The 19,164-nt window shown below is 37.8% G+C and carries 20 protein-coding genes and 2 pseudogenes; 18 read left to right on the top strand and 4 right to left on the bottom strand.

Annotation, left to right across the window (positions count from 1 at the left end):
• Positions 1 to 243 precede the first annotated feature (243 nt).
• Positions 244 to 360, top strand: a pseudogene (locus tag D8787_RS06000) (23S rRNA (adenine(2058)-N(6))-methyltransferase Erm(T)); the annotation flags it as partial.
• Positions 361 to 616: 256 nt separating this feature from the next.
• Here D8787_RS06000 and D8787_RS05990 read toward each other — a convergent pair.
• Positions 617 to 1,864 carry an ISL3 family transposase gene (locus D8787_RS05990; RefSeq protein WP_000019067.1) on the bottom strand — a complete coding sequence of 416 codons (1,248 nt, stop codon included), beginning with the start codon at positions 1,862 to 1,864 and terminating at the stop codon, positions 617 to 619.
• A gap of 179 nt (positions 1,865 to 2,043) precedes the next feature.
• Here D8787_RS05990 and D8787_RS05985 point away from each other — a divergent pair, with 179 nt between their 5' ends.
• The 10 genes and pseudogenes from D8787_RS05985 (at position 2,044) to D8787_RS05940 (ending at position 12,480) form a co-directional block, all read left to right on the top strand.
• Positions 2,044 to 2,265, top strand: coding sequence for a hypothetical protein (locus tag D8787_RS05985; protein WP_001009056.1), 222 nt, complete (start codon positions 2,044 to 2,046; stop codon positions 2,263 to 2,265).
• Positions 2,266 to 2,381: 116 nt separating this feature from the next.
• The gene (locus tag D8787_RS05980) at positions 2,382 to 2,879 is read left to right on the top strand and encodes an antirestriction protein ArdA (protein WP_000342539.1); all 498 of its coding nucleotides are present in this window, start codon (positions 2,382 to 2,384) and stop codon (positions 2,877 to 2,879) included.
• 88 nt (positions 2,880 to 2,967) lie between these two features.
• Complete coding sequence (locus tag D8787_RS05975; protein ID WP_000723888.1) at positions 2,968 to 3,360, top strand: conjugal transfer protein; 393 nt, start codon at positions 2,968 to 2,970, stop codon at positions 3,358 to 3,360.
• Positions 3,344 to 5,791, top strand: coding sequence for an ATP-binding protein (locus D8787_RS05970; protein WP_000331160.1), 2,448 nt, complete (start codon positions 3,344 to 3,346; stop codon positions 5,789 to 5,791). The genes D8787_RS05975 and D8787_RS05970 overlap by 17 nt, the downstream gene beginning before the upstream one ends.
• A gap of 2 nt (positions 5,792 to 5,793) precedes the next feature.
• On the top strand, positions 5,794 to 7,971 hold the full coding sequence (locus D8787_RS05965) for a CD3337/EF1877 family mobilome membrane protein (protein ID WP_000804748.1): 2,178 nt from the start codon (positions 5,794 to 5,796) through the stop codon (positions 7,969 to 7,971).
• A complete protein-coding gene (locus D8787_RS05960) occupies positions 7,968 to 8,969 on the top strand; it encodes a lysozyme family protein (protein WP_125421750.1) in 1,002 nt (333 codons plus the stop codon). The genes D8787_RS05965 and D8787_RS05960 overlap by 4 nt, the downstream gene beginning before the upstream one ends.
• Positions 8,966 to 9,898 (top strand): conjugal transfer protein, encoded by a 933-nt coding sequence (locus tag D8787_RS05955; protein ID WP_001224318.1) that lies wholly within the window; start codon positions 8,966 to 8,968, stop codon positions 9,896 to 9,898. The genes D8787_RS05960 and D8787_RS05955 overlap by 4 nt, the downstream gene beginning before the upstream one ends.
• Before the next feature lie 313 nt (positions 9,899 to 10,211).
• Positions 10,212 to 10,259, top strand: a pseudogene (locus D8787_RS12115) (hypothetical protein); the annotation flags it as partial.
• A gap of 15 nt (positions 10,260 to 10,274) precedes the next feature.
• Positions 10,275 to 12,194, top strand: a complete 1,920-nt coding sequence (gene tet(M), locus D8787_RS05945) for a tetracycline resistance ribosomal protection protein Tet(M) (RefSeq protein ID WP_105208278.1) — start codon at positions 10,275 to 10,277, stop codon at positions 12,192 to 12,194.
• A 118-nt stretch (positions 12,195 to 12,312) separates the two neighbouring features.
• Complete coding sequence (locus D8787_RS05940; RefSeq protein ID WP_000336323.1) at positions 12,313 to 12,480, top strand: cysteine-rich KTR domain-containing protein; 168 nt, start codon at positions 12,313 to 12,315, stop codon at positions 12,478 to 12,480.
• 59 nt (positions 12,481 to 12,539) lie between these two features.
• Here D8787_RS05940 and D8787_RS05935 read toward each other — a convergent pair whose 3' ends face one another.
• Positions 12,540 to 12,893: a helix-turn-helix transcriptional regulator gene (locus D8787_RS05935; RefSeq protein WP_001227347.1), complete on the bottom strand. Its 354-nt coding sequence runs from the start codon at positions 12,891 to 12,893 to the stop codon at positions 12,540 to 12,542.
• A 504-nt stretch (positions 12,894 to 13,397) separates the two neighbouring features.
• Between D8787_RS05935 and D8787_RS05925 the strand changes: the two genes are divergently transcribed.
• Both D8787_RS05925 and D8787_RS05920 read left to right on the top strand, forming a co-directional pair.
• Positions 13,398 to 13,820, top strand: coding sequence for a sigma-70 family RNA polymerase sigma factor (locus D8787_RS05925; RefSeq protein ID WP_125421747.1), 423 nt, complete (start codon positions 13,398 to 13,400; stop codon positions 13,818 to 13,820).
• Positions 13,817 to 14,047, top strand: a complete 231-nt coding sequence (locus D8787_RS05920) for a helix-turn-helix domain-containing protein (protein ID WP_000857133.1) — start codon at positions 13,817 to 13,819, stop codon at positions 14,045 to 14,047. The genes D8787_RS05925 and D8787_RS05920 overlap by 4 nt, the downstream gene beginning before the upstream one ends.
• A gap of 225 nt (positions 14,048 to 14,272) precedes the next feature.
• On the opposite strand, the gene D8787_RS11880 is transcribed toward D8787_RS05920, so the two are convergent.
• Positions 14,273 to 14,524, bottom strand: coding sequence for a hypothetical protein (locus D8787_RS11880; RefSeq protein WP_001845478.1), 252 nt, complete (start codon positions 14,522 to 14,524; stop codon positions 14,273 to 14,275).
• On the opposite strand from D8787_RS11880, the gene D8787_RS05910 reads away from it, so the two are divergent.
• The 5 genes from D8787_RS05910 to D8787_RS05890 all read left to right on the top strand — a co-directional run bounded on the left by D8787_RS05910 (position 14,508) and on the right by D8787_RS05890 (position 18,352).
• Positions 14,508 to 14,711: an excisionase gene (locus tag D8787_RS05910; RefSeq protein ID WP_000814511.1), complete on the top strand. Its 204-nt coding sequence runs from the start codon at positions 14,508 to 14,510 to the stop codon at positions 14,709 to 14,711. The two genes, D8787_RS11880 and D8787_RS05910, sit on opposite strands and share 17 nt — an antisense overlap.
• 81 nt (positions 14,712 to 14,792) lie before the next feature.
• The gene (locus D8787_RS05905; RefSeq protein WP_001291561.1) at positions 14,793 to 16,010 is read left to right on the top strand and encodes a tyrosine-type recombinase/integrase; all 1,218 of its coding nucleotides are present in this window, start codon (positions 14,793 to 14,795) and stop codon (positions 16,008 to 16,010) included.
• Positions 16,011 to 16,362: 352 nt separating this feature from the next.
• Positions 16,363 to 16,863 carry a DUF3990 domain-containing protein gene (locus tag D8787_RS05900; protein WP_185776761.1) on the top strand — a complete coding sequence of 167 codons (501 nt, stop codon included), beginning with the start codon at positions 16,363 to 16,365 and terminating at the stop codon, positions 16,861 to 16,863.
• Positions 16,864 to 16,922: 59 nt separating this feature from the next.
• The gene (locus D8787_RS05895; protein ID WP_125421744.1) at positions 16,923 to 17,135 is read left to right on the top strand and encodes a hypothetical protein; all 213 of its coding nucleotides are present in this window, start codon (positions 16,923 to 16,925) and stop codon (positions 17,133 to 17,135) included.
• 311 nt (positions 17,136 to 17,446) lie between these two features.
• Positions 17,447 to 18,352: a helix-turn-helix domain-containing protein gene (locus D8787_RS05890; protein ID WP_125421741.1), complete on the top strand. Its 906-nt coding sequence runs from the start codon at positions 17,447 to 17,449 to the stop codon at positions 18,350 to 18,352.
• Positions 18,353 to 18,391: 39 nt separating this feature from the next.
• On the opposite strand, the gene D8787_RS05885 is transcribed toward D8787_RS05890, so the two are convergent.
• The gene (locus D8787_RS05885) at positions 18,392 to 19,147 is read right to left on the bottom strand and encodes an SDR family NAD(P)-dependent oxidoreductase (RefSeq protein ID WP_125421738.1); all 756 of its coding nucleotides are present in this window, start codon (positions 19,145 to 19,147) and stop codon (positions 18,392 to 18,394) included.
• Positions 19,148 to 19,164: the final 17 nt, after the last annotated feature.

The following is a 19,164-nucleotide window of genomic DNA, read 5'->3' as shown; positions in this document are numbered from 1 at the left end:
GTTTACTCTCGTGATTTACGCATATAGGTTACGACTACCTTTTTGGACTTTAGAGTTTTAGGCCCCCTTATCCGCTATATACGCCTTACTATCACGTTCCTGTTCGTAGAGCCACGATTTCGCTATCCCTTCCTCTCCCCGCTACCTCACGATAGTCAGGCTTGGGAATCGCTATTGGGTTCACCGGTAGCGGGTGCCCACGGAGGACTTACACCTCAGATGTACGACATGCCCGTCGTACCTAAAAATCAGTTTCATCAAGCAATGAAACACGCCAAAGTAAACAATTTAAGTACCATTACTTATGAGCAAGTATTGTCTATTTTTAATAGTTATCTATTATTTAACGGGAGGAAATAATTCTATGAGTCGCTTTTTTAAATTTGGAAAGTTACACGTTACTAAAGGGAATGGAGATAAATTATTAGATATACTACTGACAGCTTCCAAGAAGCTAAAGAGGTCCCTAGCGCCTACGGGGAATTTGTATCGATAAGGGGTACAAATTCCCACTAAGCGCTCGGGACCCCTTGTAGGAAAATGTCCTAAGTGGGATATCTGTCAACTGGTATGGTTGACTAAAAATACTTCCTACGAAAATGTAGGGGGTATTTTTTTACGAAAAAATACAATCGATTCTTAAAAAGAAAAATTTTTGATTGGCAAAACCATAACAAGTTCGTTTTAGGGTTTTGATTTTGCGATTGATGCCTTCTAAAGGACCATTAGAGTATTCAAATTTAGCGCTATTTAAGACATATTTTCTGTTTTGACGAAGGGTTTGAATAGCAGTATCCATTTCTGTATTGGTTTTTTGGTAGTCTAAGATGGTTGACTCTAGTAATTCACTATTGCGCTCGTTTAGGGCTTTCGTGATATCTTGGTAAGTTTGGTATACTTCAGCGAACTTGGAAAATTTACTAGTAATGAGATCAACAGCATTTTGGCGAGTCATATATTGTTTAACGCCGCGAAGAAAAACTACTTCTTCAGGGTGAAGATCTTCAGCTTTTTTATGGAATAGCTTCCAATGTGACTTCATAATTTTATATTCTTGGCTCTGTTTATCAAGTTGCTTTAGGATAGAGATACGACAATTGTCCAAAGCGCGACCAGCTAATTGTACAAGGTGGAAGCGATCAATAATGATATTGGCATTAGGGAAAAGGCGATAGATAAAACTTTGATATTGAGCATTTAAATCAATTACAACTGATTGAACGCATTCGCGTTCGGCTTTTGAATAACGACTTTCAAAATAATCAACAATGGTAGGTGATAGACGATCCTGTAACTTTGTGACAATTTGGTGGGTTTCAGCGTCACAACAGATAAAGGACATCACAGACTTAATTGAACGAAACTCGTCAAAACATAGATGCTTAGGCAACTTAGCCACACGATAGTGTGGTTCCATGCGCTCTAAGATTGTTCGACGAACACTGCTAGGAGAGCAGTGACACATTTCAGCAATAAGCTGACCAGATAAGCCTTTACGAGCTAAAAGCATGATTTGATTTTTGAGATCACTGGATAAGGTTTGATTTTCTTTGGTTAAATTAGTAATAGCACCAAAAGTAGTATGGCATGATTTACATTTATAGCGTTGTTTACGAAGCTCTAGTTCATATCTTCTCCCATTTAAACTTGCCAGTCGTACATGAGTTTTGCGAAAGCCATCCTTATTAACTGTGGGAAAGCCACAGTTACGACAACGATTAATCGGATAAGAAAGAGTAGCTGTTATTAGCGTTATATACTCTTTAACAGAATCGTTGTTGTGTTCAGCTTCTTCAACAGAAATAATTTTAATATTTTTATCTTTAATTCCAAGAATATTTAGGATAGAATCATTATGGGACATTTGTTTAACCTTCTTTCATGATTTTTGTGGTGAATTGATTGTATAACGAGGGGACAGCAAATGTCCTCTTTTTTGTATAAAAAAATCTGGCATGGAATCTCTATCCATACCAGAAAGTGTATACCCCAAAAAAATAACTCAAATACAAATTCATTGAATATAGAGAGGAGAACATTTTTATGAATTTTGGACAAAACCTTTATAACTGGTTTCTATCAAACGCTCAATCACTGGTGCTTTTAGCAATCGTTGTGATTGGCTTGTATCTTGGCTTCAAGCGTGAGTTTAGCAAACTGATTGGCTTTTTAATTATTGCGATTATTGCGGTTGGCTTAGTCTTCAACGCTGCTGGAGTAAAAGACATTTTACTAGAGCTATTCAATCGCATTATTGGTGCTTAAATAAAACCGTTCTTTTGTGGAATATAAGTGGTTTTCTTATGTTCCGCAAAGGAATGGTACACCAAACGAAGTGCGGTAGGGATTTTTGAATCTCTACAAAGAAAGGACGTGAATATATGGACGATATGCAAGTCTATATTGCGAATTTAGGCAAATACAATGAGGGCGAATTGGTCGGTGCGTGGTTTACCTTTCCCATTGACTTTGAGGAAGTCAAAGAGAAAATCGGCTTGAATGATGAATATGAGGAATACGCCATTCATGACTACGAGTTACCCTTTACGGTTGACGAATACACTTCCATTGGCGAACTCAATCGACTATGGGAAATGGTATCGGAATTACCCGAAGAATTACAATCGGAGCTATCTGCTCTGCTCACTCATTTTTCAAGCATTGAAGAACTAAGCGAACATCAAGAGGATATTATCATTCATTCCGATTGTGATGATATGTATGACGTGGCACGCTACTACATTGAAGAAACGGGTGCTTTAGGCGAAGTACCAGCTAGTCTTCAAAACTATATTGATTATCAAGCCTATGGTCGGGATTTAGACCTTTCAGGAACGTTTATCTCAACCAATCATGGGATTTTTGAAATCGTCTATTAAATCTGTCGGTACATTACTACTGGCAGATTTTCTATTTTACGGGGTGGCTCAATCAGCTACCCCTATTTTTTATGAAAGGATTGATTACATGAAGAAAATACGAAGCTATACCAGTATCTGGTCTGTGGAAAAGGTACTGTATTCTATCAATGATTTTAGACTTCCGTTTCCCATAACCTTTACGCAAATGACATGGTTTGTCGTGTCACTCTTTGCAGTGATGATACTTGGCAACTTGCCCCCTCTTTCCATGATAGAGGGAGCATTTCTCAAATACTTTGGGATTCCTGTGGCTTTCACATGGTTTATGTCTACAAAAACTTTTGATGGTAAAAAGCCTTATGGATTTTTGAAGTCTGTCATTGCTTATGCACTGCGACCAAAGCTGACCTATGCAGGAAAAAAAGTAACGCTTGGCAGAAACCAGCCACAAGAAGCCATTACAGCAGTTAGGAGTGAATTTTATGGCATATCCAATTAAATACATTGAAAACAATCTCGTCTGGAATAAAGACGGGGAATGTTATGCTTACTATGAGCTTGTTCCTTACAATTACTCATTTCTAAGTCCAGAACAGAAAATACAAGTGCATGATTCTTTCAGACAGCTTATCGCACAAAATCGTGATGGCAAAATTCATGCTTTACAAATCAGTACAGAATCCAGCATACGTTCTGCACAAGAGCGTTCCAAAAATGAAGTCACTGGCAAGCTCAAAGCGGTTGCCTATGACAAAATCGACCAACAGACAGACGCTTTAATATCCATGATTGGCGAAAATCAAGTGAACTACCGTTTCTTTATCGGCTTTAAGTTGCTTCTCAACGATCAGGAGTTTTCTATGAAAAGTCTTACCGTTGAAGCAAAAAATGCTTTGTCTGATTTTGTCTATGATGTGAACCATAAGCTGATGGGCGATTTTGTTAGTATGAGTAATGATGAAATCCTGCGTTTTCAGAAGATGGAAAAGCTCTTAGAAAATAAAATCTCTCGTCGTTTCAAAATCCGCAGGTTAGATAAGGACGACTTCGGCTATCTGATTGAACACCTTTACGGACAGACAGGCACTGCCTATGAAGAGTATGAGTACCATCTATCAAAGAAAAAGCTGGATAATGAAACGCTGATTAAATACTATGACTTGATTAAGCCTACTCGCTGTTTGGTGGAAGAAAAACAGCGATATTTGAAAATCCAGCAGGAAGATGAAACCGTCTATGTAGCTTACTTTACCATTAACAGCATTGTCGGAGAACTGGACTTCCCGTCCTCTGAAATCTTCTACTACCAGCAACAGCAATTTACATTCCCGATTGATACGTCAATGAATGTGGAAATTGTAGCGAATCGTAAAGCCCTATCTACTGTCCGCAATAAAAAGAAAGAACTGAAAGACTTGGATAACCACGCTTGGCAAAGTGATAATGAAACCAGCTCCAATGTGGCGGAAGCTCTGGAAAGTGTGAATGAGCTGGAAACCAATTTAGACCAAAGCAAGGAATCTATGTACAAGCTGTCTTATGTGGTAAGGGTATCAGCAAATGATCTTGACGAACTCAAACGTCGTTGTAATGAAGTGAAAGATTTTTATGACGATTTAAGCGTAAAACTGGTACGACCATTTGGGGATATGCTCGGCTTACATGAAGAATTTTTACCTGCCAGCAAGCGTTATATGAATGATTATATTCAATACGTGACCTCTGATTTCCTCGCTGGTTTAGGTTTTGGTGCTACTCAAATGCTGGGGGAAAATGAGGGGATTTATGTTGGCTACAGCTTAGATACTGGACGCAATGTCTATCTGAAACCTGCTCTTGCCAGTCAAGGGGTTAAGGGTTCAGTAACCAATGCGTTAGCGTCGGCTTTTGTTGGTTCGCTGGGTGGTGGTAAATCCTTTGCGAATAACCTTATCGTCTATTATGCGGTGCTTTATGGGGCACAAGCAGTGATTGTAGACCCAAAAGCAGAACGTGGCAGATGGAAAGAAACCTTGCCAGAGATTTCCCATGAAATCAATATCGTCACTCTGACTTCTGATGAGAAAAACAAAGGCTTACTTGACCCTTATGTGATTATGAAAAATCCCAAAGATTCTGAATCACTGGCTATTGATATTCTGACATTCCTTACGGGGATTTCCTCTCGTGATGGGGAACGCTTCCCAATCCTTAGAAAAGCCATTCGTGCAGTAACCAATAGTGAAGTACGAGGGTTGATGAAAGTGATTGAGGAATTACGGGTTGAGAATACGCCACTAAGTACCAGTATAGCCGACCATATCGAAAGTTTTACAGACTATGACTTTGCACATTTATTATTCAGTAATGGTTATGTGGAGCAGTCTATCAGCTTAGAAAAACAACTGAACATTATACAGGTTGCGGACTTGGTACTTCCCGACAAGGAAACTTCCTTTGAGGAATATACCACTATGGAGCTTTTATCCGTTGCTATGCTGATTGTCATTAGTACCTTTGCTTTAGACTTTATCCATACAGACCGAAGCATTTTCAAGATTGTAGATTTAGACGAAGCATGGAGCTTTTTACAGGTAGCACAAGGAAAAACACTATCTATGAAGCTGGTTCGGGCTGGTCGTGCTATGAACGCTGGGGTATATTTCGTGACCCAAAATACAGACGACCTCTTAGATGAAAAACTGAAAAATAACCTCGGCTTAAAATTTGCATTTCGTTCCACTGACCTTAACGAGATTAAAAAGACCTTAGCCTTTTTTGGTGTAGACCCAGAGGACGAAAACAATCAGAAGCGATTGCGTGATTTGGAAAACGGGCAATGCCTTATCAGTGATTTATATGGTCGTGTCGGTGTGATACAGTTCCACCCTGTATTTGAAGAACTGCTCCATGCCTTTGATACCAGACCACCTGTGCGAAAAGAGGTGTAAATGTGAAACCATCAATAGTAAACAGAATAAAATCAAACTGGACGCTGAAACGTCTAGGTAAAGTGGCAATGACAGTGGCTTTCACACTTGTGATTGCCATTTTTCTTTTAGCCATGCTGGGAACGGTGGTTCAAGCTGCGGGCTTGGTAGATGATACGGTCAATGTGGCAAATGAATACAGCCGATACCCACTTGAAAACTATCAACTGGATTTTTATGTGGATAATAGCTGGGGCTGGCTTCCGTGGAACTGGTCGGACGGGATTGGAAAACAGGTCATGTATGGACTATATGCCATTACCAATTTTATTTGGACAATCAGTTTGTATGTTTCCAATGCGACAGGTTACTTAGTACAGGAAGCCTATTCCTTAGACTTCATTTCCGCTACAGCAGATTCCATTGGTAAGAATATGCAGACCTTAGCTGGTGTGAGTGCAAACGGATTTTCAACAGAGGGTTTCTATGTTGGATTCCTCTTACTCTTGATTTTGGTTCTTGGGGTTTATGTTGCCTATACGGGACTGATAAAGAGAGAAACCACAAAGGCAATTCATGCCATTATGAATTTTGTGCTGGTGTTTATCCTATCGGCTTCCTTTATTGCCTACGCTCCCGACTACATTAAAAAAATCAATGACTTTTCATCAGACATCAGTAATGCCAGTTTATCACTTGGCACGAAGATTGTCATGCCCCATTCCGATAGTCAAGGCAAGGACAGCGTGGACTTAATCAGAGATAGCCTGTTTTCCATACAGGTTCAGCAACCGTGGCTACTGCTTCAATACAACAGTTCAGACATTGAAAGTATCGGTATTGACCGTGTGGAAAGCCTGCTCTCCACCAGCCCAGATTCCAACAATGGCGAAGACAGAGAAAAAATTGTTGCGGAAGAAATTGAAGACAGAAGCAATACCAATCTAACCATTACAAAGACCATTAACCGTTTAGGTACAGTCTTCTTCCTATTTGTCTTCAATATTGGGATTTCCATATTTGTATTCCTATTAACAGGAATCATGATTTTCTCGCAGGTACTTTTTATCATCTATGCTATGTTTCTGCCTGTGAGCTTTATTTTAAGCATGATTCCATCATTTGATGGTATGTCAAAACGAGCCATAACAAAGCTCTTTAATACCATTTTGACAAGAGCTGGAATCACATTGATTATTACGACAGCATTTAGTATTTCAACCATGCTCTATACCTTATCGGCTGGTTATCCGTTCTTTTTGATTGCTTTTCTACAGATTGTGACCTTTGCAGGAATCTACTTCAAGCTGGGCGATTTAATGAGTATGTTTTCTCTACAGAGTAACGATTCTCAAAGTGTGGGAAGTCGTGTGATGAGAAAACCTCGTATGCTTATGCACGCTCACATGCACCGTCTACAGCGGAAACTTGGACGTTCCATGACTACTCTAGGGGCTGGGTCTGCCATTGTTACAGGTAAAAAAGGACAGTCGGGTTCGGGGAGTTCTGCAAGGACACAAGCAGATCACTCCCGACCAGACGGAAAGGAAAAATCAACACTTGGAAAACGTATCGGTCAAACCATCGGTACAGTAGCTGATACCAAAGACAGAATGGTAGACACTGCTAGTGGTTTGAAAGAACAGGTTAAAGATTTGCCGACCAATGCAAGATATGCAGTATATCAAGGAAAATCCAAAGTAAAAGAGAATGTCCGTGATTTAACCAGTAGTATTTCTCAAACCAAAGCGGACAGAGCCAGTGGACGCAAGGAACAGCAGGAACAAAGGCGAAAAACCATTGCGAAGCGTCGCTCTGAAATGGAACAGGTCAAACAGAAAAAACAGCCTGCTTCTTCTGTTCATGAAAGACCGACTACAAGACAAGAACAATATCATGATGAACAGACCTCAAAACAGTCTAATATTCAGACTTCATATAAGGAATCTCAACAAGCCAAACAAGAGCGTCCAGCAGTTAAGTCCGATTTTTCAAGTCCAAAAGTGGAACGCCAAGGCAATACCGTTCAAGAAAAAACCGTTCAAAAGCCAGCAACTTCAACCACTACAGCAGATAGAACTTCACAACGTCCAATCACAAAAGAACGTCCGTCTACTGTTCAAAGAGTACCACTACAAAATACAAGAAGTAGACCACCAATCAAAACCGCCACCATTAAGAAAGTCGGTAAGAAACCATGAAGTTGAAAACTTTAGTGATTGGTGGTTCTGGATTATTCTTGATGGTCTTCTCACTGCTTCTGTTTGTTGCCATTTTATTTTCAGATGAACAGGACAGCGGAATTTCCAATATTCATTATGGAGGTGTGAATGTTTCCGCAGAAGTGCTGGCTCATAAGCCTATGGTAGAAAAATATGCCAAAGAATATGGCGTTGAAGAATATGTCAACATACTTCTTGCGATTATACAGGTGGAATCGGGCGGTACTGCGGAAGATGTTATGCAGTCCTCGGAATCCCTCGGTCTTCCACCTAATTCATTGAGTACAGAAGAATCCATTAAGCAAGGTGTGAAGTATTTCAGTGAATTATTAGCCAGTAGCGAAAGGCTCAGTGTAGATTTAGAATCGGTTATCCAGTCCTACAATTATGGTGGTGGTTTCTTAGGGTATGTGGCTAATCGTGGAAATAAATATACCTTTGAACTGGCTCAAAGTTTCTCAAAAGAGTATTCAGGTGGCGAAAAAGTGTCTTACCCCAATCCCATAGCCATACCTATCAATGGGGGCTGGCGATACAACTATGGCAATATGTTTTATGTGCAACTGGTAACGCAGTATCTTGTCACAACAGAGTTTGATGATGATACGGTACAAGCCATCATGGACGAAGCACTGAAATATGAGGGCTGGCGATACGTTTACGGTGGAGCTTCCCCGACTACTTCTTTTGATTGTAGCGGACTGACACAATGGACGTATGGAAAAGCTGGAATTAACTTACCACGAACCGCACAACAGCAATATGATGTGACCCAGCATATCCCACTATCGGAAGCACAAGCTGGCGATTTGGTTTTCTTTCATTCTACCTATAACGCTGGCTCTTATATTACTCATGTTGGGATATACCTTGGCAATAACCGTATGTTTCATGCAGGCGACCCAATCGGTTATGCCGACTTAACAAGCTCCTACTGGCAACAGCATTTAGTGGGAGCAGGACGAATCAAACAATGAGAAAGGAAGATTTAATGATGAAATTTAGAAAAAATCAGAATAAAGAAAAACAGATACCAAAGGAAAAGAAACCTCGTGTCTATAAGGTCAATCCTCATAAAAAGGTTGTGATTGCCTTGTGGGTACTTTTAGGGCTTAGTTTCAGCTTTGCGATATTCAAGCACTTTACAGCTATAGATACTCATACTATTCACGAAACAACTATCATAGAAAAGGAATACGTTGATACTCATCATGTAGAAAATTTTGTAGAGAACTTTGCGAAAGTCTACTATTCATGGGAGCAATCCGATAAGTCCATTGATAATCGAATGGAAAGTCTAAAAGGCTATCTGACAGATGAACTTCAAGCTCTCAATGTTGATACAGTACGCAAAGATATTCCTGTATCGTCTTCTGTAAGAGGATTTCAGATATGGACGGTAGAGCCAACTGGCGACAATGAGTTTAATGTAACCTACAGTGTAGACCAGCTCATTACAGAGGGAGAAAATACAAAGACCGTCCACTCTGCTTATATAGTGAGTGTCTATGTAGATGGTTCTGGAAATATGGTACTGGTTAAGAATCCGACCATTACCAACATACCTAAGAAATCAAGTTATAAACCAAAAGCCATTGAAAGTGAGGGGACGGTTGATTCCATTACAACCAATGAAATCAATGAGTTTTTAACGACGTTCTTCAAGCTCTATCCTACAGCGACAGCCAGTGAACTTTCCTACTATGTGAATGACGGGATATTAAAACCAATCGGAAAAGAGTACATCTTTCAAGAACTGGTAAATCCTATTCACAATCGTAAGGATAATCAAGTCACGGTATCGCTGACAGTGGAGTATATCGACCAGCAGACCAAAGCAACGCAGGTATCTCAATTTGATTTGGTACTTGAAAAGAACGGGAGTAATTGGAAGATTATAGAATAACAAATATTGGTACATTATTACAGCTATTTTGTAATCACGTACTCTCTTTGATAAAAAATTGGAGATTCCTTTACAAATATGCTCTTACGTGCTATAATTTAAGTATCTATTTAAAAGGAGTTAATAAATATGCGGCAAGGTATTCTTAAATAAACTGTCAATTTGATAGTGGGAACAAATAATTGGATGTCCTTTTTTAGGAGGGCTTAGTTTTTTGTACCCAGTTTAAGAATACCTTTATCATGTGATTCTAAAGTATCCGGAGAATATCTGTATGCTTTGTATGCCTATGGTTATGCATAAAAATCCCAGTGATAAGAGTATTTATCACTGGGATTTTTATGCCCTTTTGGGCTTTTGAATGGAGGAAAATCACATGAAAATTATTAATATTGGAGTTTTAGCTCATGTTGATGCGGGAAAAACTACCTTAACAGAAAGCTTATTATATAACAGTGGAGCGATTACAGAATTAGGAAGCGTGGACAAAGGTACAACGAGGACGGATAATACGCTTTTAGAACGTCAGAGAGGAATTACAATTCAGACAGGAATAACCTCTTTTCAGTGGGAAAATACGAAGGTGAACATCATAGACACGCCAGGACATATGGATTTCTTAGCAGAAGTATATCGTTCATTATCAGTTTTAGATGGGGCAATTCTACTGATTTCTGCAAAAGATGGCGTACAAGCACAAACTCGTATATTATTTCATGCACTTAGGAAAATGGGGATTCCCACAATCTTTTTTATCAATAAGATTGACCAAAATGGAATTGATTTATCAACGGTTTATCAGGATATTAAAGAGAAACTTTCTGCCGAAATTGTAATCAAACAGAAGGTAGAACTGTATCCTAATATGTGTGTGACGAACTTTACCGAATCTGAACAATGGGATACGGTAATAGAGGGAAACGATGACCTTTTAGAGAAATATATGTCCGGTAAATCATTAGAAGCATTGGAACTCGAACAAGAGGAAAGCATAAGATTTCAGAATTGCTCCTTGTACCCTGTTTATCATGGAAGCGCAAAAAGCAACATAGGGATTGAGCAGCTTATAGAAGTGATAACGAATAAATTTTATTCATCAACATACAGAAAGAAGTCTGAACTTTGCGGAAATGTCTTCAAAATTGAATATTCGGAAGAAAGACAACGTCTTGCATATGTACGCCTTTATGGCGGAATCCTGCATTTGCGGGATTCGGTTAGAATATCGGAAAAGGAAAAAATAAAAATTACAGAAATGTATACTTCAATAAATGGTGAATTATGTAAAATTGATAAGGCTTATTCCGGGGAAATTGTTATTTTGCAGAATGAGTTTTTGAAGCTAAATAGTGTTCTTGGAGATACAAAGCTATTGCCACAGAGAGAGAGAATTGAAAATCCGCTCCCTCTGCTGCAAACAACTGTTGAACCGAGCAAACCTCAACAAAGGGAAATGTTACTTGATGCACTTTTAGAAATCTCCGACAGTGACCCGCTTCTACAATATTATGTGGATTCTACGACACATGAAATCATACTTTCTTTCTTAGGGAAAGTACAAATGGAAGTGACTTGTGCTCTATTGCAAGAAAAGTATCATGTGGAGGTAAAAATAAAAAAGCCTACAGTCATTTATATGGAAAGACCGTTAAAAAAAGCAGAGTATACCATTCACATCGAAGTGCCACCGAATCCCTTCTGGGCTTCCATTGGTCTTTCTGTAGCACCGCTTCCATTAGGGAGCGGAGTACAGTATGAGAGCTCGGTTTCTCTTGGATACTTAAATCAATCGTTTCAAAATGCAGTTATGGAGGGGATACGCTATGGCTGTGAACAAGGATTGTATGGTTGGAATGTGACGGACTGTAAAATCTGTTTTAAGTATGGCTTATACTATAGCCCTGTTAGTACCCCAGCAGATTTTCGGATGCTTGCTCCTATTGTATTGGAACAAGTCTTAAAAAAAGCTGGAACAGAATTGTTAGAGCCATATCTTAGTTTTAAAATTTATGCGCCACAGGAATATCTTTCACGAGCATACAACGATGCTCCTAAATATTGTGCGAACATCGTAGACACTCAATTGAAAAATAATGAGGTCATTCTTAGTGGAGAAATCCCTGCTCGGTGTATTCAAGAATATCGTAGTGATTTAACTTTCTTTACAAATGGACGTAGTGTTTGTTTAACAGAGTTAAAAGGGTACCATGTTACTACCGGTGAACCTGTTTGCCAGCCCCGTCGTCCAAATAGTCGGATAGATAAAGTACGATATATGTTCAATAAAATAACTTAGTGTATTTTATGTTGTTATATAAATATGGTTTCTTGTTAAATAAGATGAAATATTTTTTAATAAAGATTTGAATTAAAGTGTAAAGGAGGAGATAGTTATTATAAACTACAAGTGGATATTGTGTCCTGTATGTGGAAATAAAACACGATTAAAGATAAGGGAAGATACTGAATTAAAAAAATTCCCCCTCTATTGTCCGAAATGCAGACAAGAAAATTTAATTGAAATAAAGCAGTTCAAAGTAACTGTGATTACAGAGCCAGACGCAAAGACGCAGAGCCGATAAAATGAGATTAATACAATCTCATTTTATCGGCTCTTTCCGTTATGTATGGATTCTTTTAATTAGTCTTCGATGTTTCTTGCTTCGTTGATACCGCTGGCTAAAGATTCCATTAAGGATAGTTCTTTGTCTGTAAAGCTATCCATGTATTTCTCTATCTGTAATCGTCGGGTGCTTTTTACCAAGTTATTAGCAGGTAAGAAAAATTCATCAACGGAAACATGAAGTAACGATACAAGGTCATAAAGAACTTGTATGCTGGGGTGTTGCCCTTTATTTTCAATATTAGTTAAGTACCGTGGGTCAATTTCAATCAATGCTCCCACTTGTTCACGAGTTAAACCTCGTTTCAATCGAGCTTCTTTAATGGCTAAACCAAAGGCTCTAAAATCATATTTATCTTCTTTTTTACGCATAGTAGACCACCTCTATACATTTTATTGTCCCTACTGAATTAAAAACAGGTATAGAAAAACGTGTTATATGGTTTATAGGTTTATATTTAATAAAAAGCACTACTAAACGCCAATAAAAAAAACCGTTATATGGTAGTGCTATTTACGCTGTTAAAATATTGTATATTACTTCCAAATGGCGGTTTGTTGGAGGTCAACGTCGCCATGAAGTACATCATATACAATAAATTTCCTTACATTGGGTTCTTGTCAAAAAAAGTCGTCTATCTGCAATAGATAAGTACGTCCACCAATGTGGTTTTATATATCATATAGATAGAATAACAGAAGCATGTAAACAGAGAAATAAATCTGTTTATATGCTTTTTTGGCTATTCAGAACTTTTTTACAAAGTTTATTTATCAGTAATGCAACAAATCCCCCTTTCACATTGGGACTAAGAGTGAAAGGAGATAAACGAGCAAGGCTCACTTCCTTTCCTAGACAGAAAGGGGGTGAGAAACATGAAACCATCTTCTTTTCATACCACAATAGAAAATCAGTTTGACTATATCTGTAAACGTGCTATGGAAGACGAGCGAAAGAATTATATGCTTTATCTTTCAAGGATTGCAAAGCGTGAGGTGTCCTTTTCGGATGTTGGCGATTATCTTGTTAGCCAGTTTGCGACAACAGATAACTATTCAACTGACTTTCAGATTTTTACACTCAATGGGTTATCAGTAGGCGTTGAAAATGATTTGTTGAGTGAAGCATTACGTGAGTTGCCAGACAAGAAACGTGAAATTCTACTGCTGTTTTACTTTATGGACATGAGCGATTCAGAAATTGCAGACCTGTTGAAATTGAACCGTTCTACTGTCTATCGGCATAGAACCAGTGGACTAGCCTTAATTAAAAAGTTTATGGAGGAATTTGAAGAATGAAAACACAATATCCTATGATTCCCTTTCCTCTCATTGTAAAGGCAACAGATGGCGATACCGAAGCGATTAACCAGATTCTACATCATTACAGAGGGTACATAACGAAGCGTTCCCTACGACTTATGAAAGATGAATATGGCAATCAAAGTATGGTCGTTGATGAAGTCTTACGTGGAAGAATGGAAACCAGACTGATTACAAAGATTTTGTCATTTGAAATTAAGTAATATCCTCTCTCCTTTCGTGGAAGCGTGCTAAACCATTCCACGCTTCCCGAACAGGGAGGTTTGTTATTCCACCAAAGCATATTGAGCTTTCAATGTGTTTTGATAGGCTAACGAGCCATTGTTCTTTGAAAACTGAATAAAAGTAATCGAATACGTTTCGATAAGAAAAGAGCCAACGGAACTAACCGCCATGACCTATCTTATAAAGATAGCGAGCGATTCATGTTAGTGATCCGAGAAGCAATCTTTAGCAGGATTGCCTGCAACGACATTCTTATCGTGATAATGATACTCCCATACAGTCAATAGTCCGAGCGTGATAAAACCGTCGCAGGCAATGAGTATGGCTACATGAGAACCATGCAGGGGTGGAACTCCCGTGAGCTTTGCTAAAGCTGTTCGATTGCTGGTAAAACAACTTTTATGAAATCCAAATAAGTGATTTGGAAAGGAGGATTTTATGAAGCAGACTGACATTCCTATTTGGGAACGTTATACCCTAACCATTGAAGAAGCGTCAAAATATTTTCGTATTGGCGAAAACAAGCTACGACGCTTGGCAGAGGAAAATAAAAATGCAAATTGGCTGATTATGAATGGCAATCGTATTCAGATTAAACGAAAACAATTTGAAAAAATTATAGATACATTGGACGCAATCTAGCGTCGCCAAAGGGTCTTGTATATGATAAAATAGTATTAAGTCGTATCAAGGCTCTTTCCATAAAGGAAAGGAGCAAATGCCATGTCAGAAAAAAGACGTGACAATAAAGGTCGAATCTTAAAGACTGGAGAGAGCCAACGAAAAGACGGAAGATACTTATACAAATATATAGATTCATTTGGAGAACCGCAATTTGTTTACTCGTGGAAACTTGTGGCTACAGACCGAGTACCAGCAGGAAAGCGTGATTGTATCTCACTTAGAGAGAAAATCGCAGAGTTACAGAAAGACATTCATGATGGTATTGATGTTGTAGGAAAGAAAATGACACTCTGCCAGCTTTACGCAAAACAGAACGCTCAAAGACCAAAGGTTAGAAAAAACACTGAAACTGGACGCAAATATCTTATGGATATTTTGAAGAAAGACAAGTTAGGTGTAAGAAGTATTGACAGTATTAAGCCATCAGACGCTAAAGAATGGGCTATTAGAATGAGTGAAAATGGTTATGCTTATCAAACCATCAATAACTACAAACGTTCTTTAAAGGCTTCATTCTATATTGCTATACAAGATGATTGTGTTCGGAAGAATCCATTTGACTTTCAACTGAAAGCAGTTCTTGATGATGATACTGTCCCTAAGACCGTACTAACAGAAGAACAGGAAGAAAAACTGTTAGCCTTTGCAAAAGCTGATAAAACCTACAGCAAAAATTATGATGAAATTCTGATACTCTTAAAAACAGGTCTTCGTATTTCAGAGTTTGGTGGTTTGACACTTCCAGATTTAGATTTTGAGAATCGTCTTGTCAATATAGACCATCAGCTATTGAGAGATACTGAAATTGGGTACTACATTGAAACACCAAAGACCAAAAGTGGCGAACGTCAAGTTCCTATGGTTGAAGAAGCCTATCAAGCATTTAAGCGAGTGTTAGCGAATCGAAAGAATGATAAGCGTGTTGAGATTGATGGATATAGTGATTTCCTCTTTCTTAATAGAAAGAACTATCCAAAAGTGGCAAGTGATTACAACGGCATGATGAAAGGTCTTGTTAAGAAATACAATAAGTATAACGAGGATAAATTGCCACACATCACTCCACATAGTTTGCGACATACATTCTGTACCAACTATGCAAATGCAGGAATGAATCCAAAGGCATTACAGTACATTATGGGACATGCTAATATAGCCATGACGCTGAACTATTACGCACATGCAACATTCGATTCTGCAATGGCAGAAATGAAACGCTTGAATAAAGAGAAGCAACAGGAGCGTCTTGTTGCTTAGTAGTACAAATGAATTTACTACTTATTTACCACTTCTGACAGCTAAGACATGAGGAAATATGCAAAGAAACGTGAAGTATCTTCCTACAGTAAAAATACTCGAAAGCACATAGAATAAGGCTTTACGAGCATTTAAGAAAATATAAAAAGATAATTAGAAATTTATACTTTGTTTAAAATAAAAAATTAGCATAGAATTCTAATATTTTGTAACTATAGTTTACTTTTTCCAGTATTTTCTTTAAAATTTTGTATAATAGTTTTAGAAGGATTTTAAAGTAGTTGACTTATCTAAACTAGAATTGAAACAGGTAGTAGGTGCGTAAATCCTAGAAAAATGCTATAATTATTTTATGAAAGAGTTAAACTTTAATAAGGAGTTTAGCAGTACAAAAATTTGGTATCACGGAACAACATCTACTCAAGTTGCTTCGTTAAAAGATGGAATAGATGTCTATCATAGTAAATGTAACTGTGATTTTGGTATAGGATTTTATGTGACATCTAAGCCCAGCCAAGCAATTAAATGGGCTCAGAGGAAAACAAAAGATGAAATTCCTTTTAATCCGAATGTAAAATCGGTTGTTCTAAGTTATCAATTTCAAAAACTTGATAATTCTGAAACTAAAATTTTTGAAATTGACAAAGAATACTTTCAGTTTGTTTATAAAAATAGATTGGAGTTAGATGCTAAATCTGGAATTAATATTCATCATTTTTCAGCAGTATTTGGTCCAGTTCTTGATGGTCAAGTTACACGATTGAAAGAAACTTTAGATAATTATTTCCAAGGGTTTAATACCTTAGAACAAACCGCTGAAATTCTTTTGGGAAAATATCAGAATGATACGTAATTGTGTATATGTGATCAAAGAATTGCAGATAGACTAACCCTAGTTAAGGAGGAAACGATATGATTTTGTCAAGTAAAGAACAAACTCTCAGAGATGAAGTAGAACAGTTTTTAAGGAAGAATTATCATATTGCTCCTGATACTGTTTCTCCTGTTACAAATGTTGTATTGAAAAATTGGTTTGAAGAGCTAGATAATGGAGGTTCTCATTTAACCGCAGACCTTATAGCTGATAATATCGTAGATATTGCCCACCGTTACTCAGTGCATTAATAAGTAATTTGAGTTTGGTTCATCAAATCTTTTCCTCTATTCTCAAAAACTATTCATGACCACATTAGGAATAAATCTCTTATAGTAAGAGGTGTTAACTCTACTATAAGGAATTTATTCCTTTTTGTGTTTACAGAACTGATTGTACATTACCTATCTATTTTTTCGTCATTTAAACTATAGTTTCAATCTTGTTCATAAAAACAAAAAATAGCACAGANTTCTAATATTTTGTAACTATAGTTTTCTTTCTCCATTTTTTTCTCTAAATTTTTGTATAATAGTCTTAGAAGTATGTAAGGAGACTATTTATGGAAAACCTATATCCATTTGGAGCTACATTTAAGTACCTGCGCGAAGCACGAGGCCTCAGCCTAAAGGAAGCCGCCTCAGATATCGTATCACCACAGTTCCTAAGTCAATTTGAAAAAGGAGACAAAGGAATTTCACTTGAAAATTTTGCCAAACTGTTAATTGTTATCGGAGTGGAATGGAACGATTTTGTTCTCGCCTATGCAAATAAAGGTGGAGACTGCTTAGAATTACCAGCTATAGAATTTGGTAAGCATGTGGTCCATGAAGAAGATATCCTCACTTATATTGAAGAATACGAAAAATTATTTGATGTCTATCTAAAAGACAACCCACTTCAAGCAGAGATGATTTTCAAATCTATTAAATTAAGACATTATCCAACCATATCAAAAAGTTCTGAAACTGTTGCCAGAATTCAAAACATTATCAATCATTTAATGAAATCTGATGTCTTTAATAGTATCGAACTTGAAATTTATCGCGTCATTGTCAATCATTGTCCGATGGAACTTATTGATCATATGACCAAACAATTACTACTTATGTACAAAGAAAGTGCCAATACTGACACCTACATCCGCATTTTAAATGCTCTCACTTTCTCCGCAAAATACTTCTCTGAACTGGGTTACTATCAAAAGGCTGACGATATTATTAAAAAAATTAAATCACTTCAGACCTTCGAACGAGGCTATCTAGCTATTCCCCTCATGTTTCTAGAAGTTGAACATGTTTACAATCAATTTAGATGGAATAAACCCGAGGCTATTCCCCTAGCCAAAAATCTATTTAATTATCTTCAAAGCGCAAAATTTATTGATCAGCAATACTACTCTAATTTTATTAACGCCTTCACCTATCACTGCCACGCATTAAATAAGACTGGAATTGATTTATTCTAATCGTCAAAAAAAGTTGCTCCATTTTAGGAACAACTTTTTTTATTTATAATTAAAAGTCTCCCCTGCCAACTTGTCAGCTAGCTTGGGAAAAATACTATAAAACTTATGGGCTAGGTTCAACAATATTGGTAGGTTAAGTTCTCGTTTGTTTTTTCCTATACACTTAACAATCTTTTTAGCCACTGCATCTGGTTCTAGCAGGAAACGTTCAACCGATTTGAGATAGGTGCCATCTGGGTCGGCTTGGTCGAAAAATCCTGTACGGATTGGTCCTGGATTGACTGTTGTAACATAGACTCCATAGGGCTGAAGTTCGAGGCGTAAGGCATTTGAAAAACCAATGGCCGCAAACTTAGTGGCTGAGTAAAGACTAGACTTGCCAGTAGCAATCAAACCTGCCATGCTGACGATATTGATGATATGACCTTTTCGGACTTCCTTCATACGAGCCGCAAGGCGCCGAGATAGATTCATCAAAGCAAAGGTATTGACCTCGAACATCTGGTGAATATCTTGATCAGAAATCTGGTCAAATTCTTCAAAAATCCCGTAACCAGCGTTGTTAATTAAGACATCAATCTTGCCATAGCGGAGATAGAGGTCTGCTACCAGAGTTTCTAAGGCTGAATCATCGGTAATGTCTATTTCAATCAATTCTGCATGGGGATGATTTCCGTAGAGTTGAGCTAATTTTTCTTTATTTCTACCAAGCAAGATGAGTTGGTCATTGGGCAGGAGTTTGACCATTTCTTGGGCTAGACCACCGCTAGCTCCGGTAATAAGAATAGTAGGCATACTTATCCTTTCTCAGT

The sequence above is a fragment of the Streptococcus mitis genome, from assembly GCF_003944325.1.
Taxonomy (GTDB): domain Bacteria; phylum Bacillota; class Bacilli; order Lactobacillales; family Streptococcaceae; genus Streptococcus; species Streptococcus mitis_CW.
Note: the sequence above shows the minus strand (reverse complement) of the source record. Positions and strands in the feature narration are given on the sequence as shown.